This window comes from Bradyrhizobium sp. Leo114 (genome assembly GCF_055229415.2).
Map to the genome: position 1 here is coordinate 45031 of NZ_JBUYEN020000017.1, position 23546 is coordinate 68576.

26 protein-coding genes are annotated in these 23546 nt (G+C 60.9%); 6 read left to right on the top strand and 20 right to left on the bottom strand.

Going from position 1 to position 23546, the window contains the following annotated elements; all coding sequences use genetic code 11:
* The first annotated feature begins 29 nt into the window (after positions 1 to 29).
* Positions 30 to 272 carry a type II toxin-antitoxin system Phd/YefM family antitoxin gene (locus ACZIRK_RS21425; RefSeq protein ID WP_130225400.1) on the top strand — a complete coding sequence of 81 codons (243 nt, stop codon included), beginning with the start codon at positions 30 to 32 and terminating at the stop codon, positions 270 to 272.
* The gene (locus tag ACZIRK_RS21430) at positions 269 to 718 is read left to right on the top strand and encodes a type II toxin-antitoxin system VapC family toxin (RefSeq protein ID WP_130225401.1); all 450 of its coding nucleotides are present in this window, start codon (positions 269 to 271) and stop codon (positions 716 to 718) included. The genes ACZIRK_RS21425 and ACZIRK_RS21430 overlap by 4 nt, the downstream gene beginning before the upstream one ends.
* Positions 719 to 760: 42 nt before the next feature.
* Here ACZIRK_RS21430 and ACZIRK_RS21435 read toward each other — a convergent pair whose 3' ends face one another.
* The 6 genes from ACZIRK_RS21435 to ACZIRK_RS21460 form a co-directional block, all read right to left on the bottom strand.
* Positions 761 to 1567, bottom strand: coding sequence for an MBL fold metallo-hydrolase (locus tag ACZIRK_RS21435; protein WP_130225402.1), 807 nt, complete (start codon positions 1565 to 1567; stop codon positions 761 to 763).
* Between the two features lie 167 nt (positions 1568 to 1734).
* Positions 1735 to 2025, bottom strand: coding sequence for a hypothetical protein (locus ACZIRK_RS21440; RefSeq protein ID WP_130225403.1), 291 nt, complete (start codon positions 2023 to 2025; stop codon positions 1735 to 1737).
* 282 nt (positions 2026 to 2307) lie between these two features.
* Positions 2308 to 2493 carry a hypothetical protein gene (locus ACZIRK_RS21445; protein WP_130225404.1) on the bottom strand — a complete coding sequence of 62 codons (186 nt, stop codon included), beginning with the start codon at positions 2491 to 2493 and terminating at the stop codon, positions 2308 to 2310.
* A gap of 214 nt (positions 2494 to 2707) precedes the next feature.
* The gene (gene rnk / locus ACZIRK_RS21450) at positions 2708 to 3106 is read right to left on the bottom strand and encodes a nucleoside diphosphate kinase regulator (protein ID WP_028163028.1); all 399 of its coding nucleotides are present in this window, start codon (positions 3104 to 3106) and stop codon (positions 2708 to 2710) included.
* 497 nt (positions 3107 to 3603) lie between these two features.
* Positions 3604 to 4245, bottom strand: coding sequence for a DUF4142 domain-containing protein (locus tag ACZIRK_RS21455; protein WP_130225405.1), 642 nt, complete (start codon positions 4243 to 4245; stop codon positions 3604 to 3606).
* A 53-nt stretch (positions 4246 to 4298) separates the two neighbouring features.
* On the bottom strand, positions 4299 to 5693 hold the full coding sequence (locus ACZIRK_RS21460; RefSeq protein ID WP_130225406.1) for a cytochrome B6: 1395 nt from the start codon (positions 5691 to 5693) through the stop codon (positions 4299 to 4301).
* 360 nt (positions 5694 to 6053) lie between these two features.
* On the opposite strand from ACZIRK_RS21460, the gene zigA reads away from it, so the two are divergent.
* Positions 6054 to 7259: a zinc metallochaperone GTPase ZigA gene (gene zigA / locus ACZIRK_RS21465; RefSeq protein ID WP_130225407.1), complete on the top strand. Its 1206-nt coding sequence runs from the start codon at positions 6054 to 6056 to the stop codon at positions 7257 to 7259.
* 23 nt (positions 7260 to 7282) lie between these two features.
* Here zigA and ACZIRK_RS21470 read toward each other — a convergent pair whose 3' ends face one another.
* The 6 genes from ACZIRK_RS21470 to ACZIRK_RS21495 all read right to left on the bottom strand — a co-directional run bounded on the left by ACZIRK_RS21470 (position 7283) and on the right by ACZIRK_RS21495 (position 11984).
* Positions 7283 to 7792: a methylated-DNA--[protein]-cysteine S-methyltransferase gene (locus ACZIRK_RS21470; RefSeq protein ID WP_130225408.1), complete on the bottom strand. Its 510-nt coding sequence runs from the start codon at positions 7790 to 7792 to the stop codon at positions 7283 to 7285.
* Between the two features lie 119 nt (positions 7793 to 7911).
* The gene (locus ACZIRK_RS21475) at positions 7912 to 8661 is read right to left on the bottom strand and encodes a 2OG-Fe(II) oxygenase (RefSeq protein ID WP_130225409.1); all 750 of its coding nucleotides are present in this window, start codon (positions 8659 to 8661) and stop codon (positions 7912 to 7914) included.
* Between the two features lie 52 nt (positions 8662 to 8713).
* Positions 8714 to 8902: a hypothetical protein gene (locus tag ACZIRK_RS21480; RefSeq protein ID WP_130225410.1), complete on the bottom strand. Its 189-nt coding sequence runs from the start codon at positions 8900 to 8902 to the stop codon at positions 8714 to 8716.
* 193 nt (positions 8903 to 9095) lie between these two features.
* On the bottom strand, positions 9096 to 10202 hold the full coding sequence (gene ada / locus ACZIRK_RS21485; protein ID WP_165435174.1) for a bifunctional DNA-binding transcriptional regulator/O6-methylguanine-DNA methyltransferase Ada: 1107 nt from the start codon (positions 10200 to 10202) through the stop codon (positions 9096 to 9098).
* A 198-nt stretch (positions 10203 to 10400) separates the two neighbouring features.
* Positions 10401 to 10850: an ester cyclase gene (locus tag ACZIRK_RS21490; protein WP_028163034.1), complete on the bottom strand. Its 450-nt coding sequence runs from the start codon at positions 10848 to 10850 to the stop codon at positions 10401 to 10403.
* Positions 10851 to 11009: 159 nt separating this feature from the next.
* Positions 11010 to 11984 carry a helix-turn-helix domain-containing protein gene (locus tag ACZIRK_RS21495; protein ID WP_245474672.1) on the bottom strand — a complete coding sequence of 325 codons (975 nt, stop codon included), beginning with the start codon at positions 11982 to 11984 and terminating at the stop codon, positions 11010 to 11012.
* A 473-nt stretch (positions 11985 to 12457) separates the two neighbouring features.
* Here ACZIRK_RS21495 and ACZIRK_RS21500 point away from each other — a divergent pair, with 473 nt between their 5' ends.
* On the top strand, positions 12458 to 13567 hold the full coding sequence (locus ACZIRK_RS21500; RefSeq protein ID WP_130225412.1) for an HD-GYP domain-containing protein: 1110 nt from the start codon (positions 12458 to 12460) through the stop codon (positions 13565 to 13567).
* A gap of 20 nt (positions 13568 to 13587) precedes the next feature.
* Here ACZIRK_RS21500 and ACZIRK_RS21505 read toward each other — a convergent pair whose 3' ends face one another.
* The 6 genes from ACZIRK_RS21505 to ACZIRK_RS21530 form a co-directional block, all read right to left on the bottom strand.
* On the bottom strand, positions 13588 to 13782 hold the full coding sequence (locus ACZIRK_RS21505) for a hypothetical protein (RefSeq protein WP_130225413.1): 195 nt from the start codon (positions 13780 to 13782) through the stop codon (positions 13588 to 13590).
* Positions 13783 to 13857: 75 nt separating this feature from the next.
* On the bottom strand, positions 13858 to 14259 hold the full coding sequence (locus tag ACZIRK_RS21510) for a cytochrome C oxidase subunit IV family protein (RefSeq protein WP_165435175.1): 402 nt from the start codon (positions 14257 to 14259) through the stop codon (positions 13858 to 13860).
* Positions 14260 to 14268: 9 nt separating this feature from the next.
* Entirely contained in the window at positions 14269 to 14991 is a 723-nt protein-coding gene (locus ACZIRK_RS21515) for a heme-copper oxidase subunit III family protein (RefSeq protein WP_130225414.1), read from the bottom strand.
* Between the two features lie 15 nt (positions 14992 to 15006).
* Positions 15007 to 15711 (bottom strand): cytochrome c oxidase subunit 3, encoded by a 705-nt coding sequence (locus ACZIRK_RS21520; RefSeq protein ID WP_463328073.1) that lies wholly within the window; start codon positions 15709 to 15711, stop codon positions 15007 to 15009.
* On the bottom strand, positions 15708 to 17483 hold the full coding sequence (ctaD, locus tag ACZIRK_RS21525; protein WP_130225416.1) for a cytochrome c oxidase subunit I: 1776 nt from the start codon (positions 17481 to 17483) through the stop codon (positions 15708 to 15710). Before ctaD ends, ACZIRK_RS21520 begins: the two co-directional genes overlap by 4 nt.
* A gap of 74 nt (positions 17484 to 17557) precedes the next feature.
* Positions 17558 to 18391, bottom strand: a complete 834-nt coding sequence (locus tag ACZIRK_RS21530; protein ID WP_028163039.1) for a cytochrome c oxidase subunit II — start codon at positions 18389 to 18391, stop codon at positions 17558 to 17560.
* Positions 18392 to 18913: 522 nt separating this feature from the next.
* Between ACZIRK_RS21530 and ACZIRK_RS21535 the strand changes: the two genes are divergently transcribed.
* Positions 18914 to 19813: a DUF2189 domain-containing protein gene (locus tag ACZIRK_RS21535; protein ID WP_028163040.1), complete on the top strand. Its 900-nt coding sequence runs from the start codon at positions 18914 to 18916 to the stop codon at positions 19811 to 19813.
* Between the two features lie 462 nt (positions 19814 to 20275).
* On the opposite strand, the gene ACZIRK_RS21540 is transcribed toward ACZIRK_RS21535, so the two are convergent.
* The gene (locus ACZIRK_RS21540; protein ID WP_130225417.1) at positions 20276 to 21037 is read right to left on the bottom strand and encodes an SDR family oxidoreductase; all 762 of its coding nucleotides are present in this window, start codon (positions 21035 to 21037) and stop codon (positions 20276 to 20278) included.
* 105 nt (positions 21038 to 21142) lie between these two features.
* The gene (locus ACZIRK_RS21545; protein ID WP_130225418.1) at positions 21143 to 22369 is read right to left on the bottom strand and encodes an MFS transporter; all 1227 of its coding nucleotides are present in this window, start codon (positions 22367 to 22369) and stop codon (positions 21143 to 21145) included.
* A 176-nt stretch (positions 22370 to 22545) separates the two neighbouring features.
* On the opposite strand from ACZIRK_RS21545, the gene ACZIRK_RS21550 reads away from it, so the two are divergent.
* Complete coding sequence (locus tag ACZIRK_RS21550; protein WP_130225419.1) at positions 22546 to 23481, top strand: LysR substrate-binding domain-containing protein; 936 nt, start codon at positions 22546 to 22548, stop codon at positions 23479 to 23481.
* The last annotated feature ends 65 nt before the right edge of the window (positions 23482 to 23546 follow it).

The following is a 23546-nucleotide window of genomic DNA, read 5'->3' on the forward strand; positions in this document are numbered from 1 at the left end:
ATATGACCACTGTAGTCACACGAGGCAACATGCGCAAGATTCAGCTGAAAGACGCAAAGGCGAAATTGTCCGCCGTCGTCGATCAGGCCACGCGGGGCAAGCCGTCCGTCATTACCCGCCACGGGCGACCGGAGGCGGTCATCCTCGGCTTTGAGGATTGGGAACGGCTGTCGCGCGTACCCTCCTTCGGCCGTCTCTTGATGTCCGCGCCGATCGAAGCCGGTGACTTGCCCGAGCGTAACCAGGCGCCCTCCCGCGACGGCGGCCTGTGACGCGCTATCTGGTCGATACCAATATCATTTCGGCTGTGGCACCCACGTCGGCGGTGACGCCGCAGCAGCTTGTTGCCTGGATGGATTCTCATTCGCTTGCTTTGTTTCTGTCGGCCGTCACTGTGGCCGAGATCGCCGATGGCATCGCCAAGGCCAAGCGCGAGGGTGCCAAGCGGAAGGCCTCCAGGCTCTCGGATTGGTCGCGAACCGTGCTGCATCTCTATGGTGATCGGGTGCTCCCGTTTGATACGCCGACGGCAGAGATCGCTGGCCAGCTGACTGATCTTGCACGCAGCCGTGGGCATGCTCCAGGCTTTGCAGATGTCGCGATTGCCGCAACAGCTCATTGGCACAAACTGACGCTCCTAACCCGGAATGTTCGCCATTTTGTGCCTATGGACGTCACCGTCATCGATCCATTCCAGGAGCCGCCTCCAGCCAAATAGATCGCTATCAATTTCCCAGGCGAGAGCCCTCCCTTTCACGCCTCACCCAGTGATCGCCGCAAGATAGCGCGCGACCGACACATCGAACGCCGCCTTCGCATCGTGCTCAATGTTACGTCCCCACCAGGCGCCATAAATGCGACCGAACGCAAGTGGCGCGATCGCCTCAGCGATACGGCGCACGGCGACAGCATTCAGCGGCGTGTAGTTCGGATAGGAGTACATGAAGCTGACGTGACGGCGATCCATCGCCACCTGCGCGACATCGCCGGCCAGGAGCGCGCCGCTGCCGTCCGCCCCCGTGCGCCAATGCAGCACGGTGGCGCCGGTGAAATGCCCGCCGGCGCGGACCAGCCGAAGATCGTCCGATATCGCGAGTTCCTCCCCCCGCCACGGCACGATCGACGGATGCGGCCGCGTGATCCATTGCGCATCGTCCCCATGCAGATAGACCGGCGCGTTGCCGAACGCTTCGCTCCAGTCGGCCAGCGCCCCATAATAATGCGGATGCGATATCGCGATCGCCTTCAGTCCGCCGCGCGACCTGACGTAGTCGATCGCCTCGCGCGTCGCGAGCGGGATGCAGTCCCACATCACAAGAGCTTCGCCATCGGGGACCAGCAACGCACGCTGGCCGATCGCCAAGCGCGGCTCGACCGCGATGCCAACGAGCCCAAGATCGTCGCGCCAGACGACATGATGGCGTTTGGCCAGTTCCTCGCGGCTGAGCCAGACCTGTCCGTTCCAGTTCACGAACTGCCGCTCGTCCTCGCAGATCCGGCAAGACGGCGGCGGATTGGCGCTGTCGGAAAACTGCGCGCCGCATTGTTCGCAAGTCCAGGTTGGCATGAGGGTCACTCCATTTGGAGGCCCAAGATAGCATGCAATGCGGCGGTTCTATCTCGCCTATATCGGCTTCCGCTGCGTCTATCCGCCTGAACCCAAAGCATCGTGATGAGTGCTGCAAAATAAAAGCCCGCCAGAGGCGGGCTTTCACGATGGTCAATCAGAAACGATCAGTGCTTGGAGCCAAGACTGACGATGACGCCGGTCGGTTCAGGCTCGTGCGGCATCAAATTCGTCAGGGTGTCGTCGCTCCAATGGGCGAGGTTCACGATCTTGCCGATCTGTGTGTCCGTCTCCGTGGACTCGCTCGGCTCGAGTACGTTGAGCCCGTTGGTGTCAAGGAAGTAGGTGTGATCACCGAACAAGCGGTTTAACTGGGCGACCGCCGGATGATCGTCGGGAAGGCAGTGAGCATCGAATTGGCTCAAGGCCCGCTCGACCTGCGATGAGTTCAGTCTCATGTTCCTCGCTCCTCTGGATTGGAGGGTTGCACCGCGCAACGGCCTAAGCCGGACGCGGCCGCCTGCATTCGCGGGACAGCCATCCCGCCAACACGACGACGCACTGGAGCTTCACTTGTGCCGCCGCTGGATGATTTTCTTCGAATTGCCATCCTGTCGCCGGCTCTTCGCCAAATACGATCCGTTTCGACCGCGTTTCAACGAACGTGAAGTGCGGGACATTGGGTCCGAGCCCGCCTATTCAACCCCGCGCTCGCATTAAATTCGTGGGTTCCCCAAGGTTCATTCCTCGGGAACAGGATGCAACCTCGCCAATTCGTCGAGCGAAAGCGCGGCTTCGCGTTCCGTCAACGTAAAGCGCACGATCACATCCTGACGGGTGACCTGCCCCCAAAGTCCCTCCGTAGACCACTTTTGCGGCACGGGCCCACGCGGACCTTCGATCCAGACGAAGTACCACTGTGTCATGACAAGTGCCTCGCCTTAAGCGATGCGCAATTATAGCGCGTCCGCTGCAAGGATCGAACCCGGCCACCAAGCTCAAGCGGCCACCGGACTCACATGAACAAGCGCGCGAGGTAGCTCAGACCGACGACGAGCCCGATCAGCCCGATGGTGATGCAGATCACGATCAGCCCGGCTTGCTCAAACACACGGTCGCGCATGGGCGCAAAGCTCCTGCTCAATGCGAAACCCGCAACACAGTCAGCGCTCGCGTTCGGCGATCCGGCGTTTGAAATTCGATGGTCTGGCCGACTGATAGGCCGATCAGCGCGGCACCGACCGGAGTCAGCACCGAAATGCGCTTGCGCGAGATGTCGGCTTCGTGCGGATAGACCAGCACCACCTCCCTCGCCGCACCGGTGCTGTCGTCACGATAGTCGACCTGCGAGCCCATGCGGACGACGTTTCGCAAATCGGCATCGTCAGGCGCGATACTCGCTCGCTCCATCTCGCGCGCAAGGAAATAGGCCACGCGCGGAAAAAGCTCCATGCTTGAGTTGGCAAGTCCGCTCAGCCGCTGCTTCTCCTCCGTTGTCACCCGGATCGGCGGCAGATTGGGTTCGGTATTCTTACTCATTGTTGTCACCTTTGTTCAGGCAGCCGTTGGCCCTGGGTCGTCGTCGATCGCGCCATCTTTTTTCCGGACCACAGGCGCACGGAACAGCGGCACGACATTCGACTCGGCTTGCTTCACACTTTCGCGCGTGCGCTCGAGCCGGCGGTCATCGGATGCGGTGTGGACGGTCTCTGACGGAGGCGGCACGGCAAGTTCCTTCTGTTCAAAGTAAATCGGGCTCCTGCACGGAAGCCACGAACTCGAGATATCGATGAGAACAGAACCCGGACGGCTCGATCGGCCGTCCGGCTAAGTGCCTGCGTGCAGGCGGCCGGCGTGCAGACAGAAGCGCGCGATGCGCGGATCAATGTCGACAACGTATGTCATAATGCACTCAACATAGCCCCACATGGCACCGTCGCCATTGCGGCGAAAGCGCGCACCTCGCCCGACGACGCGCAATTGCTTGCCTTTGCGCGCGATCGAAACCTCTCAGGGGACCGCCGATCGCAGTATTGCTAGCGCCGCTCGCTGGGTCTTTCCGTTCGTGGTGTCTCTGCTGCCGCCTGCTGCGCCATTTCCGAGGCAATCGCCTGCGCCATCCGCAAATGACTCAGGACGGTTGGCAGAAGGTCTGACGCAAGATCCTTCAGTTCAGCGTTCTCCCCTGAACCGATCTCGTACTCCAGAAGCTGAGCAGTCTTCTGATGGTCGATGATTTGTCCTTCGATGTAGGCGCGATCGAATTGAGGACCGCTGAGCTGCTCCAACTTCGCACGCATGGCTTTGTGTTCTTCGTCGAGTTTGTCGGGCGCTGCAATCCCGTTCGCTTTTGCGAGTGCTGAAAGCCGATCATTGGCAGCACTGTGATCGCGAACCATGCGTTGTGCAAATTCCGTCACGGCGCGGCTCGCCCCTTGCTGCGCCGCGAATCTGCCAAGATCCACTTCGGCCAATCCTCCGGTTGCTGCGGCATTGATGAAGGCGCGATCCGCTTGATTGGCTTGGCGCGGCGCCGGCACACCCGGAGCAGATTGTCTCGTTCCCGGCGGCATGCCGCCGGGGTTACCCGGCGCGGGGCTCACGGGATTGGTCGACTGGCCGAAAGCCGCCGGAGAAAGAAATGCAATCGCGATCGCTAAGAGCGTTAGAAGACGCATCACTCAATCTCCTTTTGCGACTCGCTGGGATAACTGCCGGCACCCGACTGGCATCACAGCGTCAGCATGTACGCCACCAGCGAATCCTTCTCCTCCTGCGTCAGCTTCAAGCCGAGCACCAGATTGAAGAACTCGACGGTGTCGGCGAGCGTTAGCAAGCGCCCGTCGTGCATATAGGGCGGTGAGTCCTTGATGCCGCGCAGGGTGAAGGTCTTGATTGGTCCATCAGCCAATGCGACGAGACCATTGACGGTCTGACCGACATTGTAGAAGCGCTCGAGCTTCAGGTCGTGCATATTGTTGTCAAGGAATGACGTCTGCGGCACGTGGCACTGTGCGCATTGTCCCTTGCCCAGAAATACCCTTTCTCCCTCGAGTTCCTGCTGTGTCGCCTTGCTGGGATCGAGCCGGCTCAGTGGATCGAGCTTTGGCGCAGGCGGGAAATCGATGATGTTCTGCATCTGCGCCATCATCGGGACCTGATCGAATCGGTCGGGCAGGTGCACGCCTTTCCGCTGCGCGCTGACGTGATCGCCGTTGAAATAGGCCGTCCGCTGCTCGAACTGCGTGAAGTCCTCGATCGAGCGCAGCGACCGTTTCGAACCATGAATTTGCTGGTTGAACATGCCGCGAAGGCTGACCGTATCGAGGCGGAAGCGGGCCGCCTGAGGGCGCACGTCAGGCGTCTGGTGGAAGGCCGCGTTAGTGTGGAAATTCGCATGACAGTCGAGGCAGGTGACGCCAAGGCTTTGGTCTGCGCTCTTGCGATCTTCTGTCTGGTTGAACTCTTCCTGCGGGAACGGCGTCAGCAACAGGCGCATTCCCTCCATCTGCACGGGCGTGATGATGCCGATCATCAGTTGATAGTAGTTCTTTATCGTCAGGAGCTGGCCGTGTGAGACATCACCCAGTTCCGGATGGCTGGTCAGAAAGATCGGCGGCGGAAACTCCGGCGTGAATTGGTCGGGGAGATCGAAATCAACATCGAAGCGCCTGATGTTCCGCGATTCCTGCCGGTTGATTTCGTCGATTTGCTGGTTCGGGAAAACCTGGCCGCCGGTCGCCTGCTTGACATGCGGCAGCGGCATGAAAGCAGCCGGCAATAGTCCACGCTGCCTTATCTCGTCCGGACTCATCGCCGACAGACTGTCCCAGGTTACTCCTGCCGGCAGCCTGATGCGGACTCCGTCCTGCACGGGCTTTCGGCCGCCCGACATCATCACATTCGCGATCGGCCGGTTCGAGAGGTCGTAGCGCTGCTCCAACAGGGCCTGCTGGCGCTGCATGACCTGCGATTTCTGCGCCTCATCTAGCGCCTTCACCACATCAAGCGGCTGCGTCGGAAGCGGCCTGTAGGTCGCGTCTGGGGGCAGAGGATCGGCCAATGCAGCGACTGCAATCAAGCTCGCTACGGCCAGTGCGGCCGCAATTTTCGGGTATTTCGACATGAGCGACCTCCGGTTCGGAGCACGCACCAGAAGTGCCGATGCAGGACCTACGCAGATGCGGAGCGCAACGCGATCGAATCTGCTTCGTTCCTACATTCCCCGATGTTTGATCATTCCGGGAGCTCAAGCCACGGCGGTCAGGCGTGGCGTCTTGGTCAGGTTGTTGGGTCACTTGGCGTCAGTTGATGATCTGGCCGCTTCAACCGGCTGGCATTGCGCCAACACTGCACACGTTACCGTCGGTGCTGCTTGACAATCGAAAACAGCTCAGACTATGTAATGTTATAACATTACATATGGATGCCCCAATGCCCTCTGCCGGGCGAAAATTCCTCGAGTTGCAAAGGCTGTTCGATCTCCATGCAAAAACTGCCCGTCACCGTCTTGTCCGGCTTCCTCGGGGCTGGAAAGACAACTTTGCTGAACCACGTGCTCAACAACCGGCACGGCCTGAAGGTGGCCGTGATTGTGAACGACATGAGCGAGGTGAACATCGATGCGGACCTCGTCCGCGATGGCGGTGCGAATCTTTCCCGGACGAACGAGAAACTGGTTGAGATGACCAACGGGTGCATCTGCTGCACCCTGCGCGACGACCTGCTGAGGGAAGTGCGCGCGCTGGCTGAAGGCGGAAAGTTCGATTACCTGCTGATCGAATCGACCGGCATCTCCGAACCGCTGCCGATTGCGGCCACATTTGATTTCCGGACCGAGCACGGCGAGAGCCTGTCCGATGTCGCGCGGCTCGACACGATGGTCACGGTCGTCGATGCCGTGAACCTGTTGAGGGACTATTCCTCCACCGATTTCCTTAGCGAGCGCGGCGAGGCCCTCGACAACGACCGGCGCACGCTGGTCGATTTGCTTGTCGAGCAGATCGAATTTGCCGATGTCGTCGTGCTGAACAAGGTGGATGACGCAACACCCGTGCAGCGCGATGCTGCACGCAAGATCATCCGGGCGCTCAATCCTGAAGCCGAGATCCTGGAAGCCAATCACAGCAAGGTCCCATTCGACCAGATCCTCGATACCGGCCGCTTCGATTTTCAGAAGGCGCAACAGCATCCGCTGTGGTTCAAGGAATTATACGGCTTTGCCGACCATGTGCCGGAGAGCGAAGAATACGGCATCAAGAGCTTCGTCTATCGTGCGCGGCGGCCGTTTGAGCCGACGAAATTTCATCACTTCCTTCATGACGCCTGGCCAGGCGTCATTCGCGCCAAGGGGCATTTCTGGATTGCCACGCGTCCGCAGTGGGTCGGTGAGATGAGCCAGGCCGGCGCCATCACCAAGACCGAGGCCTTGGGATTCTGGTGGGCGGCGATACCGCGCGAACGGTGGCCACGGGATCCCGAGTGGCAGCGAATATTGAAGAAGAGCTGGAACGATCTCTATGGAGATCGCCGGCAAGAACTCGTCTTCATCGGCACCGCTATGGATGAAGCCGCGATCCGTGCACGGCTCGACGCGTGCCTTGTGAAAGGAAAGCAGGGGATGGATACGCAGGCCTGGGCCGGCCTGCCCGATCCGTTTCCGGTGTGGAAACGCGCCAACGACGCGGCCTGACGCGCCAGAGCCCTTCATAGAGTTCAGGATGCGCCGGAACGCCGTTCGCGTGCCAATAGTTCGCGCTTGCGCTGGACGCCCCAGCGATAGCCGGAGATCGAGCCGTCCTTCTTGATGACGCGGTGACACGGCACGAGGACCGCGACCGGATTGCAGGCGATCGCCTCCGTCACTTCGCGCGCGTCGCGGGTACCCAGCTTGGCCGCCAGGGCGCCGTAGTTGGTCGTTTCGCCGACGGGAATTGCACGCAGCATCGACCAGACTTCGATTTCATACGGCGTCCCGCGCAAGTCGAGCGGAATCGCGGGATCGAAACCCGGCGCTTCGATCACGCGTTGCACCTTCTCCAGCACATCGGTCAACTCCTGCTCGCTTCCAATGAAGTCGGCCTCCGGGAAGCGGAGGCGCAATGCGTCCTCCACCCCGGAATGATTCGTGCTGAATTCGAGGGCGACGAGCCCCTTGCCGGACATCGCCACCATGAAATCGCCGAGGGAACTGTTCCCCCAGGCAAAGCGAATGATTCCGCGCATCTTGCGCTCCTGCGAATTTCTTTCTGGCGAGACGATAGAAGACAGCGATAGCGTTGGCCGATCCGGTCCTTGCTTTCAAATCGAAAAACGACAGCAACAAGATCGCGTCTGCGGCGCCGCTAGGTCGCGTCGTGAAAAATAATCCCGACGGTGTGCCGCATGCCGGAACGCACGCGACTCACGCCGTGACGAAGGCTCACGCGGTAATTGCCCTTCGATCCCTGCACCGGCCGGTTATGGACCGCGAAGGCCACTGCGTCGCCCTGCCGGAGCGGCACGACTTCGACGCGGCTTTGCATGCGCGGCCGCTGCTCGGTCAGAACGAACTCGCCACCTGCGAAGTCCGCGCCGGGTTGCGAGAGCAGAATCGCGACCTGGACCGGGAATGCGAGATCGCCGTAGAGATCCTGATGGAGGCAGTTGAAATCACCCGGGACGTATTGCAGCAGAAGCGGCGTCGCGCGCGTCTGGCCGGCGTCGTGGCATTGCTTGAGGAACGAGGCGTGGTCGCCTGGATAGCGCTCGCTTATTCCCATCCGGGCGTTCCATTCGTTGGCAACGCCTGCAAGGCGCGGGTAGAGCGCCGTTCGCAAGGAGCCGATGAGGTCGGGCAGCGGGTATTTGAAGTAGCGATACTCGCCCTTGCCGAAGCCGTGCCGCGCCATGTGGATATGACTTCGGAAATGGCTCTCGTCGGGATAGAGGCTTGCGATGGTGCGGCATTCCTCAGGTGAAAGCAGCTTGGGCAAGACGGCGCAGCCGTAATTGTCGAGCTCACCTGCGAGCACCTGCCAGTCGTAAGCGGCCACCCGTGCCTCTGCGGACGCAACCGCGGGGGCACGGGTGATGGTGGACGAACGGACTGTCATGAGATCGTTCCTTATCAGTATCTGCGCTTATGATCGAAAATGCTCCGTCAGCTCACGCGATGCGGATGATTGTCGTCTTCGCGAGAAGATAGGTCTCGCCGGTGCGAAAGCGGAGCCGGATATCTCCGTTCTCGAGCATCTGCCACTCTGCATGGCCGTCGGCGACGAGCCGGCGGAAATAGGCCATCACGCGCCCTTTTGCCGGATCGGCGTGAACGAGACCTGCGGTCGCATCGGGCATTGTCCTGGTGCGGCGGCGATTCTTGCGCTTTATTCTTGCGTCCAATGCACTCCGAGGAAACATCGTCTGAAGCGTTCCTTGCCAGTCGATCGGTGCCGGCGATCACCAGCGACTTCAACAGGCATGCATCGATCACCTGAATGACCGAGTAAAAATGCACGGGAATGCGACCAGGGCACTCCGAATATTGCTTTCAAACTCGCGATGTTCTTGTACCGTGCGTGCATTCCCGATCGAGCAGCGCGCGCTTGCGTTCGATGCCCCAGGCGTAGCCGGAGAGCGAGCCATCTTTCCGAACGACGCGATGGCAGGGAATGGCGATGGCAAGCTTGTTCGCCGCGCAAGCGCCGGCCACCGCGCGCACCGCCTTGGGGGAGCCGATACGCTGTGCGATTTCGGCATAGGACACCGCTTCGCCGACTGGGATCTCCTGCAGAGCCCGCCACACCCGCTGCTGGAAGGCGGTGCCGCGGACGTCGACGGGAAGGTTCAAGCCGATCGCCGGCGCTTCGACAAAGCCGACGACCCGGGCAACCAGCGCTTCATAGTCGTGATCACCGCCAATGAGATGCGCTTTCGGAAAACGATCCTGGAGATTGCGGACGAGTTCGTCCGGATCGTCGCCCAGGAGGATCGCAGCCACGCCCTTCGTGCTCGAGGCAACGAGGATCGCGCCGAGAGATGTCTGCCCGACAGCGAACTTGATCTCCTCGTTGGTGCCCCCGGCGCGATACTGCGACGGCGTCATGCCGAGCATGTCCGTCGACTTCTCGTAGAAGCGCCCGCTCGAATTGAAGCCAGCGTCGTAGATCGCCTCGGTGACGGAGTTGCCCGAGGCCAATCCCCGGCGAACCTTCCCGGCACGATGGCCGGCGGCGTATTCCTTCGGCGTCAGCCCGGTCGTGGCCTTGAACACGCGATGGAAATAGCTCGGACTCCGGCCGATCGCCGCGGCCAATTGCTCCAGCGAAGGTTCTTCCTCGCTTTCCTCGATGATCCGGCACACCTTCGCCACCAGGGCCGCGTTCTCGGCTTCGGTCGAAAGGCCTTCCGGATTGCAACGCTGGCAAGGCCGGAAACCTGTCGCCCTGGCGCTTTCCAGACTGTCGTGGAGCTGCACGTTCCTCGGGTTGGGAACGCGCGAAGGGCAGGACGGCCGGCAATAGACGCCTGTCGTTGCGACCGAGTACCAGAGATGGCCGTCGGCCGTCTTGTCACGCGCGACAATGCGTGCCCATCGCGGATCATCCCCCACCGACGTGGGCGTTGACTTCGGGGTCCTGGCGGGCGTCGCAGTCATCTTCTTTCTCATATGGTGTTGGATCGATGATGCCGCCAATTCCCCGCCGACGCACTCCGATCCTTGCTTTCGAATTCGATTGCTCATGCCGGCAACGGGATCAGGGGGAACACAGGCTTGACGAGTTCCGGGGATGGCCTGAAGCAATAAGGCCCGCACGTGCGTGCGGACCTTATTTGATGGCCGGGCGTGGGCGGCCTAGGCAGCCTTGAGCAGTCCGAGCTGGGTGAGCGCGGTCACGCCGTCGTCGAGACCGATTTCCTCGACGATCTTGCCGTCGATCACCTTCAGCACCGTGGTGCCGGTGAAATGCATCTTGCGGCCCGTTGCGGCCGGCAGGCCGCCGACCAGGAAATCGTTGAAGGCCGGCCCCTTATGGGTGCCGCCACCTTCCCATTGGCCGACGACGTAATCGCCTTCGGCGATCAGGTCCGCAGTGCCCCAGAAATTGAGATCGGGGAATGCAGCACGGAAATCGGTCATGAACGCCTTGATATCGGCGCGGCCGCGGCGAGGCTCATGCAGCGAATATTTGAGCAGCATGTCGGGCGCGGCGATCTCGTCGATAACAGCAAGATTGACGTCCTTGCCCCAGAACTCCGTGAACCAGCGGCCGACAACGGCCTTGTTATCCTCTTCCTTGCTCATTGGAATGGCTCCTTGTGTCTCGTGACGATCACCGACGTCGGGTGGTGATCTAAACGAGGCTTACGCTTGACCAAAGGAAGCCGAACTCCGGTTCTTGCGCTGAAATCGAAACGGCGGAGCCGCCGGCGCGATGCGGGCGGAGATCACGGCCGGCATAGATCAGCCGTTCCGCCTTCGCAGTCCGGCAAGCTGGGATGGAAGAAGACCGTAGGTCTTGCGATATATCTCAGCAAAGCGCCCCATATGCGTGAAGCCCCATTTCAGGGCGACTTCGGAGACAGGCAGGATGTTGTCCGAAGATGTAAGCTCCAGATGTGCGGCTTCCAGCCTGATGCGACGCAAGTAGGCAACCGGCGTTGCACCGTAGTGCGCTTGGAAAGCGGTCTGCAACGTCCGTACGCTGATACCCGCTGCGGCTGCGGCGTCGCTCATGGTAAAGGGCCGATGAATGTTGGAATGCATGTAATCGACCGCCCGCCGAAGGTGGCGCATGGTTGATTCAGATGGCTCCCGCAATTTGCCTGATGTCAGTCTCTCAAGCACCAGCAGGAGCAAGGATTCGCTCAGCAGCGCCATTGCGATGGGGGAGCGCCCCTGAAGATCCTCATCAAGAACGGCGGACACGACCGCTTGCGCGGAGTGATAAAGTGATTGCGTCGTCGTCTCCGTCAGATGATGGAGCATCAGAGGCGTAAGATCTTGAACAGAGAGCTTTTCATCGAATGTGGAAAGCGCCCGCATCAATTCCGGGCGTTCGAACCGGAGCCCTCTCGTTGCATGAGCTCCCTTGGTCGAGATTCGGCTTGGCGCGTCTGTCAGATGTGTAAACAGAGATCCTGGAAGCGCTCGGCAGGCACCGTACCTGCCAATTGCAGCAACAGCGCCAATGACAGGCTGCGAGACATGCAAGGTCTCCGCTGACTCGTTGAGTGTTATTTCGTAGCCGTGGCTACCCTGCACTCGCCAGCAGGTCAGGCCGTTGACCGCAGCGAAGTTGGCTCGCCACGAAAATTGTCGCCCGGCCTTCTCCGGCTCCGCCGAAACGTCCGGCAGGAATATCGAGAGACAGTCAAGGTACTTATCGAAACCAACCCCACGCTTGTCTTGGGACGCAACACGCAAAAACGAACTCATAATTCCGAGCAGGCCATACCGTAATTGTTTCGCGATTAATCGAAATTCTCCGGTTAAGCAACGCGGTGCCACGAGGCGTCAATTTTAACGGTGGCTATCCAATTCGCGCGAGATATGGCCAAAAGGCGAATCGCCCGCGCGTCGGTAACACCTCATTCAGCAACGCTGCATACGCATGAGATACGTGGCAGATGACGTGAACAGCGCTCCTGCTTATGTCCGCCGACATCCCGGGAAATGTTGGCAACATCACGATCACAAGCGCGCGGATGCAGCTTGGACAGGGACGCGACTCTCTCTGTTCATCTCAAGCCGACAAGCCATCAAACGAACGATGGCGGCAGCAGGAGGAATGAGGTGGATGTTCGCAACATTGCAAGCTCCGTTGCCTCCCCGTCGCTCGCGCAGGTACCAGCGCACCAAAAGACAGCCGCGATAATTTACGAACAGGCGAGACCAGGAAAGTGAATCGCATGATCGAGGCCGCCACGACAGTCCGACAACTTCATATCGCCCTCATAACCGAGACGCCGGAACGGACAAGACCGCTGGCATCCATACTCAGTCAAACCTGCGACGTTCATTTGCTGCCGCCGGCGATTGACCCTCTTGTCATCGATGATTTCGCTTCTTGCGTCGTTCTTGACGTTGATCTTTCGTCAACGCAGGTGATCCGAGCGCTTCGTCCCACTCGTCAAGCAATCCTGGCACGTTCGCTGCCCAGCCTCCTCGTTATCGACAAGAGCATTGGAGAACTCGCGCTTGCCGAAAGCATACGTCGCGCAAGGACATTCGGCGTACGCAACTACATCCATCATCCATTCGATGCCGATGAAGTGCTGCGGATATTTGCTCCAATGCATGACGCGCGCGCCAAGTCAGAAGCATCATCGCGCAACAAAATCGTATTGCGGGGCGTTTTCGCTGCTCATCGCGCGCTGGCGCAGACAATCGAGGCGCCGCACAACGAGAGCTCATTTCCATTCGAAACTCTCGAAGCCAACACCCCGCTGATCCTGGAGGCGCTCGACGTCTGGGGAATTGGTCCCTGGATGGAAACGGTGCGGAGGCATCATGGCGGCACCTACAGGCACAGCCTGCTCGTGACCGGTTTCGCCGTTGCGTTCGCACAGAAGCTGAAGATGCGTCCCAAAGACCAACAACGCATCGCGCACGCCGCGCTGCTGCACGACGTCGGAAAATCGTTCATTCCAATTGATATTCTCGACAAGCCGGGAAAATTGACCGACCATGAGATGGAGCAGATAAGACAACATCCCCGGTACGGATATGACCTGCTCACGCAACACGGCGGCTTTCCGGCTGAGATCCTCGATTGCGTGCTTCATCACCACGAGTTGCTCGATGGATCGGGTTATCCGGACCGGCTTCGCACCGGGCAGATTGCAGATCTCGTACGCGTTATCACAATTGCCGATATTTTTTCCGCACTGGTCGAAGATCGACCTTACCGCCAATCGCTGCCGCCAATGAACGCCTTCAGGATAATGCAGGATATGGGAAACAAGCTCGACGGCGATCTACTCAACGCGTTCCGCCCTGTCGTCGAGGATGCGGCGTGAGGTACGGATCCCCCGGGCTCTCATCGAAGAACATCTTCGGCGAGCGCACGTGACGGATGACGTGTGTCGCCACGCCGGTTTTGTGGGCGCACGTACATGATGACGGCTTCCGGGAGCTCTGCTTTCACCTTCAGCGCGGCGACGAGCGCGTCTTCTCCATCCAGGACGACATGGTCTGTTTTCCCCCTTAGCTTAAACCCGACGGTAAACTGCATCCCGAAATCTCCACTCGTGTGCCGCTACGCTGTCCTTGGCCATTGCCGTTCTCCTTCGCTGCGAAGCGATGGGAGCTACGCCATTGGCGTGAAAAATATGACCCGGAGCAGATGCGTGTAGTCGGACTCGAACACCATGATCGCCACGAATACCAGCACCAGCCCCGGCGGTAGCAGGATGGCATAGACCAAGGCCAACCGTTCCCAGGCCATGTGCATGAAGACGGCGACGATCAGACCGGCCTTCAAAACCATGAACAGCAGGATCAGCGACCATCTGAGATGGCCGTGGAGGCCGAAATAGTCGACGAGAAAGGAGCAGGTGCTAAGGACGAACAGCCATCCCCAGACCACGAGATAGAGCTTGATCGGGTGCTGCTGGCCCTTTGCTTGGGCGGCTCCCGGCGCATGGGCCTCATGGGCGTGAACGTGCAGCGAAGGTTGTTGGCCTTCCACATGTATCGCGGCTTCTGTCATGCGCCAACCTCACCAAAGATAGAAAAGGGCAAAGATGAACACCCACACAAGATCGACGAAGTGCCAGTACAGGCCGGTGATTTCGACGATCTCGTAGTACCCTTTGCGGCTTGTGAAAAAGCCGCGCCTTTCGACATCGAAGTCTCCCCGCAAGACCTTTCGTGCGATGGCGATCAGGAAAATCACACCGATGGTCACGTGGGTGCCGTGGAAGCCGGTGATCATGAAGAAGCTGGCGCCGAACTGCGCCGCGCCCCACGGGTTGCTCCAGGGCCGGACGCCCTCCATGATCAGCTTGGTCCACTCGAAGGCTTGCATTCCGACGAACGTGGCGCCGAATGCAGCGGTGACCAGCATCAAGGCTGCGGTTCTGACGCGATCGCGGCGGTAGCCGAAATTGACCGCCATCGCCATCGTGCCGCTGCTGCTGATCAGGATGAAGGTCATGATCGCGATCAGGATGAGCGGGATGTGCTGACCGCCGATATTGAGGGCAAAGACTTCGCTGGGGTTGGGCCACGGCACTGTCGTGGACATTCGCGCCGTCATGTACGACAGCAGGAAGCAACTGAAGATGAAGGTGTCGCTCAGGAGGAAGATCCACATCATGGCCTTCCCCCAGGAGACGTTCTTGAATGCGCGCTGATCGGAGGACCAATCGGCAACGATCCCTCGCCACCCCGCCAGCCGCGCGGGCGATGCTCCGATGTTTGTCAGCGCAGTCTCTGCCATCGATCCCTGCCCTCCCTAACTGAGCAACTGGCGACAGATGTCGACGAAATTATCTGTCCAGCCCGTCAGCAGACCGAGCAAGACCAGCCAGACCAGCAGCAAGAAATGCCAATAGATAGCGCAGAGCTCCACGCTCGCGCGCACCTTTGCGACCTCAGCGCCACGCCACACTTTGGCGATCGTTCTGCCGAGCGCCACGAGACCGCCCATCAGATGCAGCCCATGCACCGCGGTGATCAGATAGAAAAAAGAATTCGCTGGGTTGGACGCGACGAAATACCCGGCGGCATTCAACTGTCGCCACGCCAGAAGCTGCCCAACCAGGAATGTAACGGCGCATGCTCCGCCAGTGCAGAGGCCGACGCTGACACTGTCCATGTCGCCGCGGCGCGCGGCCATGTACGCCCATTGCAGCGCGACGCTGCTCAACACCAGCACGCCCGTGTTGAACCACAGCAGCGCCGGCACCGGCAGCGTCCGCCAGTCCACCATGTTCATGCGCATGGAGTAAGCGCTGATGAACAGCGCGAACAGCGAGCCGACGACCGCGAGAAACACCCCCAATCCGATCTTCGCCGCCTGCGACGACGATCCGCTCTCCTCGCGAAGATCGAAGATCACTCCTTCCTCCAGCCAGGGTTTTGCTGTCAGCCGTTGCTGCGAGAGCCACCATCCCGCAATTGCCGCTATTCCAGCCATGAACAGGATAATGGCGCTCACGGATGGGCCCCCTGCGGCGATAGTTTGGCTGGCGGTTCATTTTGCGGCACGAAGTCCCTGGCGGCGCCAGGTACGCTGTAGTCGTAGGCCCAGCGATAGACGATCGGGAGCTCCTTGCCCCAGTTGCCGTGCCCCGGCGGGGTCTCTGGTGTCTGCCATTCCAGCGACGCGGCTCCCCAGGGATTGCCGCCCGCCTCTTTCCCTTTGAACAGGCTCCAGATCAGATTGAATATGAAGACAAGCTGGGCAAAGCCGACAATCAGGGCCGCCACGCTCATGAACGCATTGAGGTCATGGGCAGAGGCCGGGATGAAGGCGGTTTCGCCGATATCGTGATAGCGGCGCGGCACGCCCAAGAGGCCGAGGTAGTGCATCGGGAAGAAAACCGCGTAAGCCCCGAGGAACGTGACCCAGAAGTGGAATCGTCCGAGCGCCTCATTGAGCATTCGTCCCGTGACTTTCGGATACCAATGATAGATCCCGCCGAACACGGCCATGATCGGTGCAATGCCCATCACCATGTGGAAGTGGGCGACAACAAACATCGTGTCCGACAGCGGAACGTCCACGACCACGTTGCCGAGAAACAGGCCGGTCAGCCCGCCATTTACGAACGTGATGATGAACGCCAGCGCGAACAGCATCGGGATGGTGAGATGAATATCGCCGCGCCAGAGGGTCAGCACCCAGTTGTAAACCTTGATCGCGGTCGGGATGGCGATGATGAGCGTCGTGGTGGCGAAGAAGAACCCGAAATACGGATTCATGCCGCTCACATACATGTGGTGCGCCCATACGACGAAGCTGAGAGCGCCGATTGCCACGATAGCCCACACCATCATGCGATAGCCGAAGATGTTCTTCCGCGCGTGGGTGCTGATCAGATCGGAAATAATGCCGAAGGCCGGCAAGGCGACGATATAGACTTCGGGATGGCCGAAGAACCAGAACAGGTGCTGGAACAGGATTGGGCTGCCGCCGCCATATTTCGTCAGCTCGCCCATCTCGACGAGGGTCGGCATGAAGAAGCTGGTGCCGAGGAGCCGGTCAAGCAGCAGCATCACCGAGGCGACGAACAGCGCCGGGAAGGCCAGCAGCGCCATGACGGTGGCGGTGAATATGCCCCACACCGTCAAGGGCATCCGCATCAACGTCATGCCGCGCGTGCGCGCTTGCAGCACCGTCACCACATAGTTGAGGCCGCCCATGGTGAAGCCGATAATGAACAGGATCAGGGAGGCCAGCATGAGAATGATGCCCCAGTCCTGCCCGGGAGTGCCGGAGAGAATCGCCTGCGGTGGATAGAGCGTCCAGCCGGCGCCCGTGGGCCCGCCAGGCACGAAGAAGGTCGAGACCAGCACCAGAACCGCGAGCAGATAGACCCAATAGCTCAGCATGTTCACATAGGGGAAAACCATGTCCCGGGCACCGACCATGAGCGGGATGAGGTAGTTGCCGAAGCCCCCAAGGAACAACGCGGTGAGCAGGTAGATCACCATGATCATGCCGTGCATGGTGATGAACTGGAGATATTGGTTGGCATCGATGAAGGAGAACGTGCCGGGAAATCCCAGTTGCAGTCGCATCAGCCACGACAGCACGAGCGCGACCATTCCGATCGCCATCGCCGTGATCGAATACTGGACGGCGATGACCTTGGCATCCTGCGAAAAAACGTACCTCGTCCACCAGCTCTTCGGATGATAGAGTTCGACCTCAGTAACCTCAGCGGGCGGAACGCCTGCGATTGTGTCATACGGGACATCGACCATCGGAATTCCCTCCTTGGCCTTCCGTTCAGCGAGGAGTTCGCCTTACGATGGATGGCGCCTCCTCGGCGGTATGCTCATTCGCTGCCTGTCTTGTACGCCGCCTTCGCGACGTTGCGCTGGCCCGACAGCTCAGCGAATGTCCGCTGTTTCTCCAGCCACGCGTGATATTCTTTCTCTTCCTCGACGACGACCTTGCTGCGCATTTGCGCGTGCGCGGCGCCGCAGAGCTCTGCACAGAGGACCTCGAACGTTCCGGTGCGCGTGGGCATGAACCAGTAATAGGTCACCGAGCCTGGTATCATGTCCATCTTGGCCCGGAACTCGGGCACATAGAAATCATGCAGGACGTCAATTGAGCGGAGCAGCACCTTCACAGGCTTGCCGATCGCCAGGTGCAGATCGTCGTTTTGAACAACGATGTCGTCTTTTCCGTTCGGATCGTCGGGATTCAAGCCCATGGGATTGTCGGCACTGATAAGGCGGGCGTCGGTGGTCCCCAGCCGGCCGTCTTTTCCAGGAAGCCGGTAGCTCCATTGCCACTGCTGTCCCATGACCTCGACTTCGGTCGCACCGGCCGGGACGGTCACGAACTGGTGCCAGACGACCAGTCCCGGTGCCAACATCGCCGCGACGCCGATTGCTGTCCCGACGCTGAGCCACCATTCGAGCCGCTTGTTTTCAGGATTGTAGTCCGCCCGCCTTCCCTCCTTGTGGCGGAAGCGGAAGACGCAGTAGGCCATGAACGCGACGACCGCGACGAAGACCGCGCCGGTGATCCAGAATGTCAGGGTGATGGTGTCGTCGATGTAGCCCCAATTCGAGGCAAGCGGCGTCCACCACCACGGGCTGAAGAGGTGGAACACCACGGAGGCGATTGCGACCAAAAGCAGAATAATTGCTACAGCCATCCCTCATGCATCCTTGCCGCTAAAAGGCTGCGGATACGAACCGGAGGGCGGAGCTCACGTCTGTCGCGATGGCGGACTTTACATCCGCTGTCGTCGTGCCTCTTGCCTCGCCCATTCCACTGGTCGCGACGCGGATTGCACGCCACGACCGCAAGTCTCATCGGAGCTGGGGGCGTTGGATGAAGGATGGTACGCGTCGAGCCGGGCGTCAATAGTGGAGTATGCCGCGCCCCGCGTCAGCGGCGTCGCGCAAACCGTCAATTGTCGGACGGCAACCGTCGCCTGATAATGCGACGCAACAAGAGAGATTGTGCAACCGCACAATTCACCCAACCGTGAGCGCCATCTTGCTCTCATCTCTTTAAGCTCCTACACCATTGCGACAGGTGTCGCCCGGCAAAGCTCCTTCTCGCTGAATCTGGCTCGCCGGGCTCGATCGCGATTTCCGCGCATGAGGCGAATGTGCGCGAGTTGAAGGCCGCGCCGTTCCCCCTTGCGATCACGAGCAAGGAGACCGGAGCCATGGCCACTCAGTATTTTGCAAGACCTCACCTGCAATTCTTCGGCGTCTCCACCGCCTATGCCGTTCGCAGGATCAGCCTTTCGGACTTGCGCGACGCGCTGCGCCTGGGCTGGGAAGACTTCCAAGCGATACCAACTCACGCTGTCGTCCTGTGCGGAATTTATCCTGTTCTCGGTCTTGTGCTGTTCAGGCTGGTCCTTGGCTATTCGGTGCTGCCGCTGCTGTTTCCACTGGCGGCCGGTTTTGCGTTGATCGGCCCTTTTGCCGCGCTCGGCCTCTACGAACTCAGCCGCCGCCGCGAACGCGGCGAGGAACCCGCGGCATGGCATGCGATGCACGTGCTGAGCGCACCGTCCTTCGGCGCCATTCTCGGCCTCGGCGTGCTCCTGCTCGTTTTGTTCGGGGTCTGGATCGCCACCGCGGACGCTATCTACGTTGCCACGTTCGGCCATGCCGCGGCCGCGAGCATCCCTGATTTCGCAACGCGCGTGCTGACGACGCCGGAAGGCTGGTCGCTCATCATCATTGGCTGCGGCGTCGGCTTCCTGTTCGCCGTCGTGTCCCTGTGCGTCAGCGTCGTATCGTTTCCGTTGATGCTGGACAGACATGCCACCGCGATAGACGCCATCCGGACGTCGCTGCGGGCCGTGAAAGAGAACCCATTTGTGATGGCCGCATGGGGGCTGATCGTGGCGGCGCTGCTGGTGATCGGTTCGCTGCCGTTCTTCGTCGGCCTCGCTGTCGTGCTGCCGGTGCTCGGTCATGCCACCTGGCATCTTTATCGGAAGGTGGTCGAGCCCGACCCGAATCCCCCCCAGGAGGAGCCTCGCACGCCGATAGGTCATCGCTACGCAGCAGATTTCCCGGCGTCGCTGTTCCCGTGGAGCCACGAACGCTAGCCGGAGCGCCCTTGAACCTGCCAGCCCGGCCGTTGGCGCCATTCAGGTCATCAAAAGAAATCCCCAGCGATCGGGTAAGATCGCTGGGGCTTGCTATCAACTTTGGTTGCGGGGACCTGCAACCATCTCAAATTATTAGTTGAGGCAACGGCTAGAGGGGCTGATCGGTCGGACGGAAGGGATAGAGCGAAACTCGAAGTGGCGGAGAGACGGTCAGTCAATCCCCGTTGAAAGACAAAGCCCTCTACGTCCGCTTTGTCCCGATAGCGACCAAGTTCGTGGGGCAACGCAGGATATCGCGATGGGCCAGAAGCTGACATGGATCTTCCCCAGGGCGGCAATTCATTGTTCATGTCTGCTGCATGCGCGAGCAAGTCGTCTCGAAAGGCGCGACTTCCAAGTCGCATGGTTTTGCGACTTGATGGTGTGTCGAGGAAAGATCCCGGCGCCAAATCCTGTTGCTCACTTGCCGCCAGTGACATCGAGGAACGTGCCAGTGATGAACGAGGCCTCGGCGCCGGCTAACCACAGGATCGCGCGCGCCACCTCTTCAGGCTGCCCGCCTCGTCCCATCGGGATCGAGTCCTTAACGCGATCTACCCGCCCCGGCTCTCCGCCGCTCGCATGCATTTCGGTGTAGATGTGTCCGGGGCGAATGCAGTTGACGCGAATTCCGTCGCGCGCGACCTCTTTGGCGAAACCGGTCGTGAATGTCTCCAGCGCACCCTTCGATGCGGCGTAGTCGACATATTCGCCCGGACTGCCGAGCCGGGCCGACGCGGACGAGACGTTGATCACGGAGCCGCCCCGCCCGTTGTACCGATAGGACATCCGCCTGGCGGCCTGCTGGGCGCAGAGAATGGGACCAATCGCGTTGACGGCGAAGATCCGCTGCATCCGCTCGAAACCAAGGTCCTCAAGCCGGGACTGCCGCGCAAGGACAGCAGCGTTGTTCACCAGGACATCGATCCGGCCGAACTCCCGGTCGATCGCCGCGAAGAGCTGCGCCACCTGCTCCGGATCCGCACTATCCGCGCGCACGGGCAACGCCCGCCGCCCCGCGGCTTCCACATCAGCCGCCACTGCAAGGGCGGCAGCTTCGTTGGAGACGAAGCTGATCGCGACGTCGTAGCCCTGCGCGGCAGCAAGCCGCGCAGTTGCCGCGCCGACGCCACGACTTCCACCCGTTATCAGAATGAGCGGCGCCTGCGAGGTGGTATCCATTGAGCGAACCTCCATGTAGTGATGGGATGATGATCCAGGACTGTGACCGGCCGATAGGCACGGCGCGGCGACATTGGTCGTTCCGCCGCCCGTCCGGGATCGGCATCAAACGAACTTCTCGCGCGGTCCTGCGGCGGAGCTGCGCAGGTGGGGCCGCAGGGCCAGCACGAGTGGGACGACCAGGGCGGCAGTCGCCGCCGAGGCCAGCACGCCGATCATCCGACTGCTGTGATCGGCAATCGCGCCGTAGAGGATCGGCGCGAGACCTCCTGCGCCGATGACGCTCGTATAGAAGACCGCGAAAGCCCGCCCCGTATCGCCGTCGGAAAGCTCCGGCACGGTGCCATAGAGCACCGACGAGGTGCCGTTCAGCACGATGCCGAGCAACGGCAGCAGGATGAGCGTTGACGCCAGTGGCGTGAATAGCGTCGCCACGATGAGCAAGGCTGTTACGGCCTCGCTCACCATGACGCTACCGACAACGCCCAGCCGCTCGCCGAGCCAGCCGAATGTCGCCTTGCCGAAGGCGCCACCGATGAACAGCAGGGCAAGCGCGACTCCAACGGCCGGCAAGCCCCCGCCCTGTCCATGGATGAGGAAGGGCAGAAACAGCAGATATCCCATGCGGGTCGCCGTATCGAGCGCGCCGATCGTCGTGAGGATGCCAAAGCCGCGGCGGCCGCGGCCGGACGTCGCCTCTCCCGTAACATTCCTCGTCACGGAGGCCGCCGGTGCCAGCGACACCAGCGCGACCACCAGGACGGCTCCAAGCATCGCCATCAAGCCCAGCACCGATTGCCAGGCGAAGGTCGGCAGCAGCACCGCGATGAGCGCCGGCAACGCGGCTTTTCCGAGATCGCCCGAAAAGTTGTAGATGCCGAGCGGACGTCGCGCCGCCGTGCCATAACTGTCGGTGACGAGCATCGAACCACGTGGGTGCTGGATGCTCGATCCGATGCCGGCTACGACGAGGCCGACGCAAAGACCCGCGAAGCCGAACGGCAGCGCCATGATCAGCAAGCCCCCCGCCGCAGCGACGGTGGACAGGACTAGCGCCGCGCGCGGCGACAAGCCGCGAAGAACGCGGTCGGCCGGGATCTGCATGCCCCCCATCGTCCCGAAATACAGTGCGCGCACGACGGCGAGCGCCGCATAGGACAGGCCGAACTGCGCCTGCCAGACCGGCAGGAAGGCATAGAGACCGTCGGTATAGCCGTCATGAAGCGCGTGGGTGAGGGACGCGGCCAGCAGGCTGCGCGATTTCGCCGGGGCCGATGAACTTGATGCGGTTTCGCGCGGACGGCTGGCAGCCGCCATCGCTGCGTCGTTCATGTCGATTCCTCCGCTTCCGGGGGGTTAAGGAGAGCTCTTGCGATGATAGAAAATCTACATTGCGATCTGTTTCGGGCCCGCCGGCGCGCTGTTGCTCGCGATGATTCCACTCTGAACTATTGAAGCAACCGTCACAAATCAGTAATAATCGAGCTATGAGTTAGGATTTCTATCCAATGAGTATTCCCGTCCAGCGCAGGACTTTGCCACCGCTCAACGCCGTCCGCGCTTTCGAGTCGGCAGCTCGTCTTGGCAGCTTCAAGGAAGCGGCGATCGAATTGGGCGTGACACATGGCGCAATCAGTCAGCAGGTGCGCCTCCTTGAGGATCGGCTGGGAGCGCCCGCGCTGTTCTGGCGATCAACGCGGCGGGTCACGCTCACTCCAGCCGGCACAGCGCTGCTCGAGGAGATCGGCCCGGCGCTCGATCGCATTTCGTCCGCTGTCCGGCGCCATCACGCGACACGCGGCGAAGTGCCAGCCGCCGTGCTGCGCGTCAACGCGCTGGCGACGTTCAGCATGCGCTGGCTTCTTCCCCGGTTGAGCCGTTTTCGCGACGAGCGACCCGACATCGAGGTCCGCCTCACCACGTCAAACGACCCGATCGACGCGCTTGCCGAGACGTTCGACGTGGTCATCCGCGGCGGCCCGGATTCGTTTCATGGCTTTACGTCCCGGCTGTTTCTTTCGGAGCGCCGATTGCCGGTCTGCAGCCCCGCACTCGTAGCGAAGCTGCCGCTGGAGGACGTTTCCGATCTCGCGCAGCACACGTTGCTGAACGTCACGTCGATGCCGCGGCTATGGCACGATTGGCTGGTGCAAGCCGGACAGCCTCGCGTCACCCCGGCGGCGACGCTGACACTCGATCATTTCTTTCTGACCATTCAGGCGGCGATCGATGGTTTGGGCGTGGCGATGGGACCGACCGCCCTGATCGGCGACGACGTCGCGGCCGGCCGCCTGATCGCGCCGTTTCCCGATGTCAGCCTTCCGGCGAGGAGCTACTTCGCCTACTTGCCCACGGGCACCGAAAGTGGCTCACAGACAGCGGCGTTTTGCGATTGGCTGGAGCAAGAAGGGCAGCAATCCGGCGGAAACGCAACGGCCGCATGACGAACTGACCATGCCGCCTGGGCTCGCAAAACCCTCGAACGTTCCGCAGCGGCTATTGTTCAACG

Coding starts and splice junctions, on each gene's coding strand:
- ACZIRK_RS21505 (WP_130225413.1), bottom strand. CDS start 13,782: ATGCAGTTTACCGTCGGGTTTAAGCTAAGGGGGAAAACAGACCATGTC.
- rnk (WP_028163028.1), bottom strand. CDS start 3,106: ATGAGTAAGAATACCGAACCCAATCTGCCGCCGATCCGGGTGACAACG.
- ACZIRK_RS21515 (WP_130225414.1), bottom strand. CDS start 14,991: ATGGCAGAGACTGCGCTGACAAACATCGGAGCATCGCCCGCGCGGCTG.
- ACZIRK_RS21500 (WP_130225412.1), top strand. CDS start 12,458: ATGATCGAGGCCGCCACGACAGTCCGACAACTTCATATCGCCCTCATA.
- ACZIRK_RS21490 (WP_028163034.1), bottom strand. CDS start 10,850: ATGAGCAAGGAAGAGGATAACAAGGCCGTTGTCGGCCGCTGGTTCACG.
- ACZIRK_RS21460 (WP_130225406.1), bottom strand. CDS start 5,693: ATGTCGAAATACCCGAAAATTGCGGCCGCACTGGCCGTAGCGAGCTTG.
- ACZIRK_RS21480 (WP_130225410.1), bottom strand. CDS start 8,902: ATGCCCGATGCGACCGCAGGTCTCGTTCACGCCGATCCGGCAAAAGGG.
- ACZIRK_RS21510 (WP_165435175.1), bottom strand. CDS start 14,259: ATGACAGAAGCCGCGATACATGTGGAAGGCCAACAACCTTCGCTGCAC.
- ACZIRK_RS21545 (WP_130225418.1), bottom strand. CDS start 22,369: ATGAACGACGCAGCGATGGCGGCTGCCAGCCGTCCGCGCGAAACCGCA.
- ACZIRK_RS21540 (WP_130225417.1), bottom strand. CDS start 21,037: ATGGATACCACCTCGCAGGCGCCGCTCATTCTGATAACGGGTGGAAGT.
- zigA (WP_130225407.1), top strand. CDS start 6,054: ATGCAAAAACTGCCCGTCACCGTCTTGTCCGGCTTCCTCGGGGCTGGA.
- ACZIRK_RS21445 (WP_130225404.1), bottom strand. CDS start 2,493: ATGACACAGTGGTACTTCGTCTGGATCGAAGGTCCGCGTGGGCCCGTG.
- ACZIRK_RS21475 (WP_130225409.1), bottom strand. CDS start 8,661: ATGACAGTCCGTTCGTCCACCATCACCCGTGCCCCCGCGGTTGCGTCC.
- ACZIRK_RS21455 (WP_130225405.1), bottom strand. CDS start 4,245: ATGCGTCTTCTAACGCTCTTAGCGATCGCGATTGCATTTCTTTCTCCG.
- ACZIRK_RS21535 (WP_028163040.1), top strand. CDS start 18,914: ATGGCCACTCAGTATTTTGCAAGACCTCACCTGCAATTCTTCGGCGTC.
- ACZIRK_RS21435 (WP_130225402.1), bottom strand. CDS start 1,567: ATGCCAACCTGGACTTGCGAACAATGCGGCGCGCAGTTTTCCGACAGC.
- ACZIRK_RS21425 (WP_130225400.1), top strand. CDS start 30: ATGCGCAAGATTCAGCTGAAAGACGCAAAGGCGAAATTGTCCGCCGTC.
- ctaD (WP_130225416.1), bottom strand. CDS start 17,483: ATGGTCGATGTCCCGTATGACACAATCGCAGGCGTTCCGCCCGCTGAG.
- ACZIRK_RS21495 (WP_245474672.1), bottom strand. CDS start 11,984: ATGAGTTCGTTTTTGCGTGTTGCGTCCCAAGACAAGCGTGGGGTTGGT.
- ACZIRK_RS21550 (WP_130225419.1), top strand. CDS start 22,546: ATGAGTATTCCCGTCCAGCGCAGGACTTTGCCACCGCTCAACGCCGTC.
- ada (WP_165435174.1), bottom strand. CDS start 10,202: ATGACTGCGACGCCCGCCAGGACCCCGAAGTCAACGCCCACGTCGGTG.
- ACZIRK_RS21440 (WP_130225403.1), bottom strand. CDS start 2,025: ATGAGACTGAACTCATCGCAGGTCGAGCGGGCCTTGAGCCAATTCGAT.
- ACZIRK_RS21530 (WP_028163039.1), bottom strand. CDS start 18,391: ATGGCTGTAGCAATTATTCTGCTTTTGGTCGCAATCGCCTCCGTGGTG.
- ACZIRK_RS21470 (WP_130225408.1), bottom strand. CDS start 7,792: ATGCGCGGAATCATTCGCTTTGCCTGGGGGAACAGTTCCCTCGGCGAT.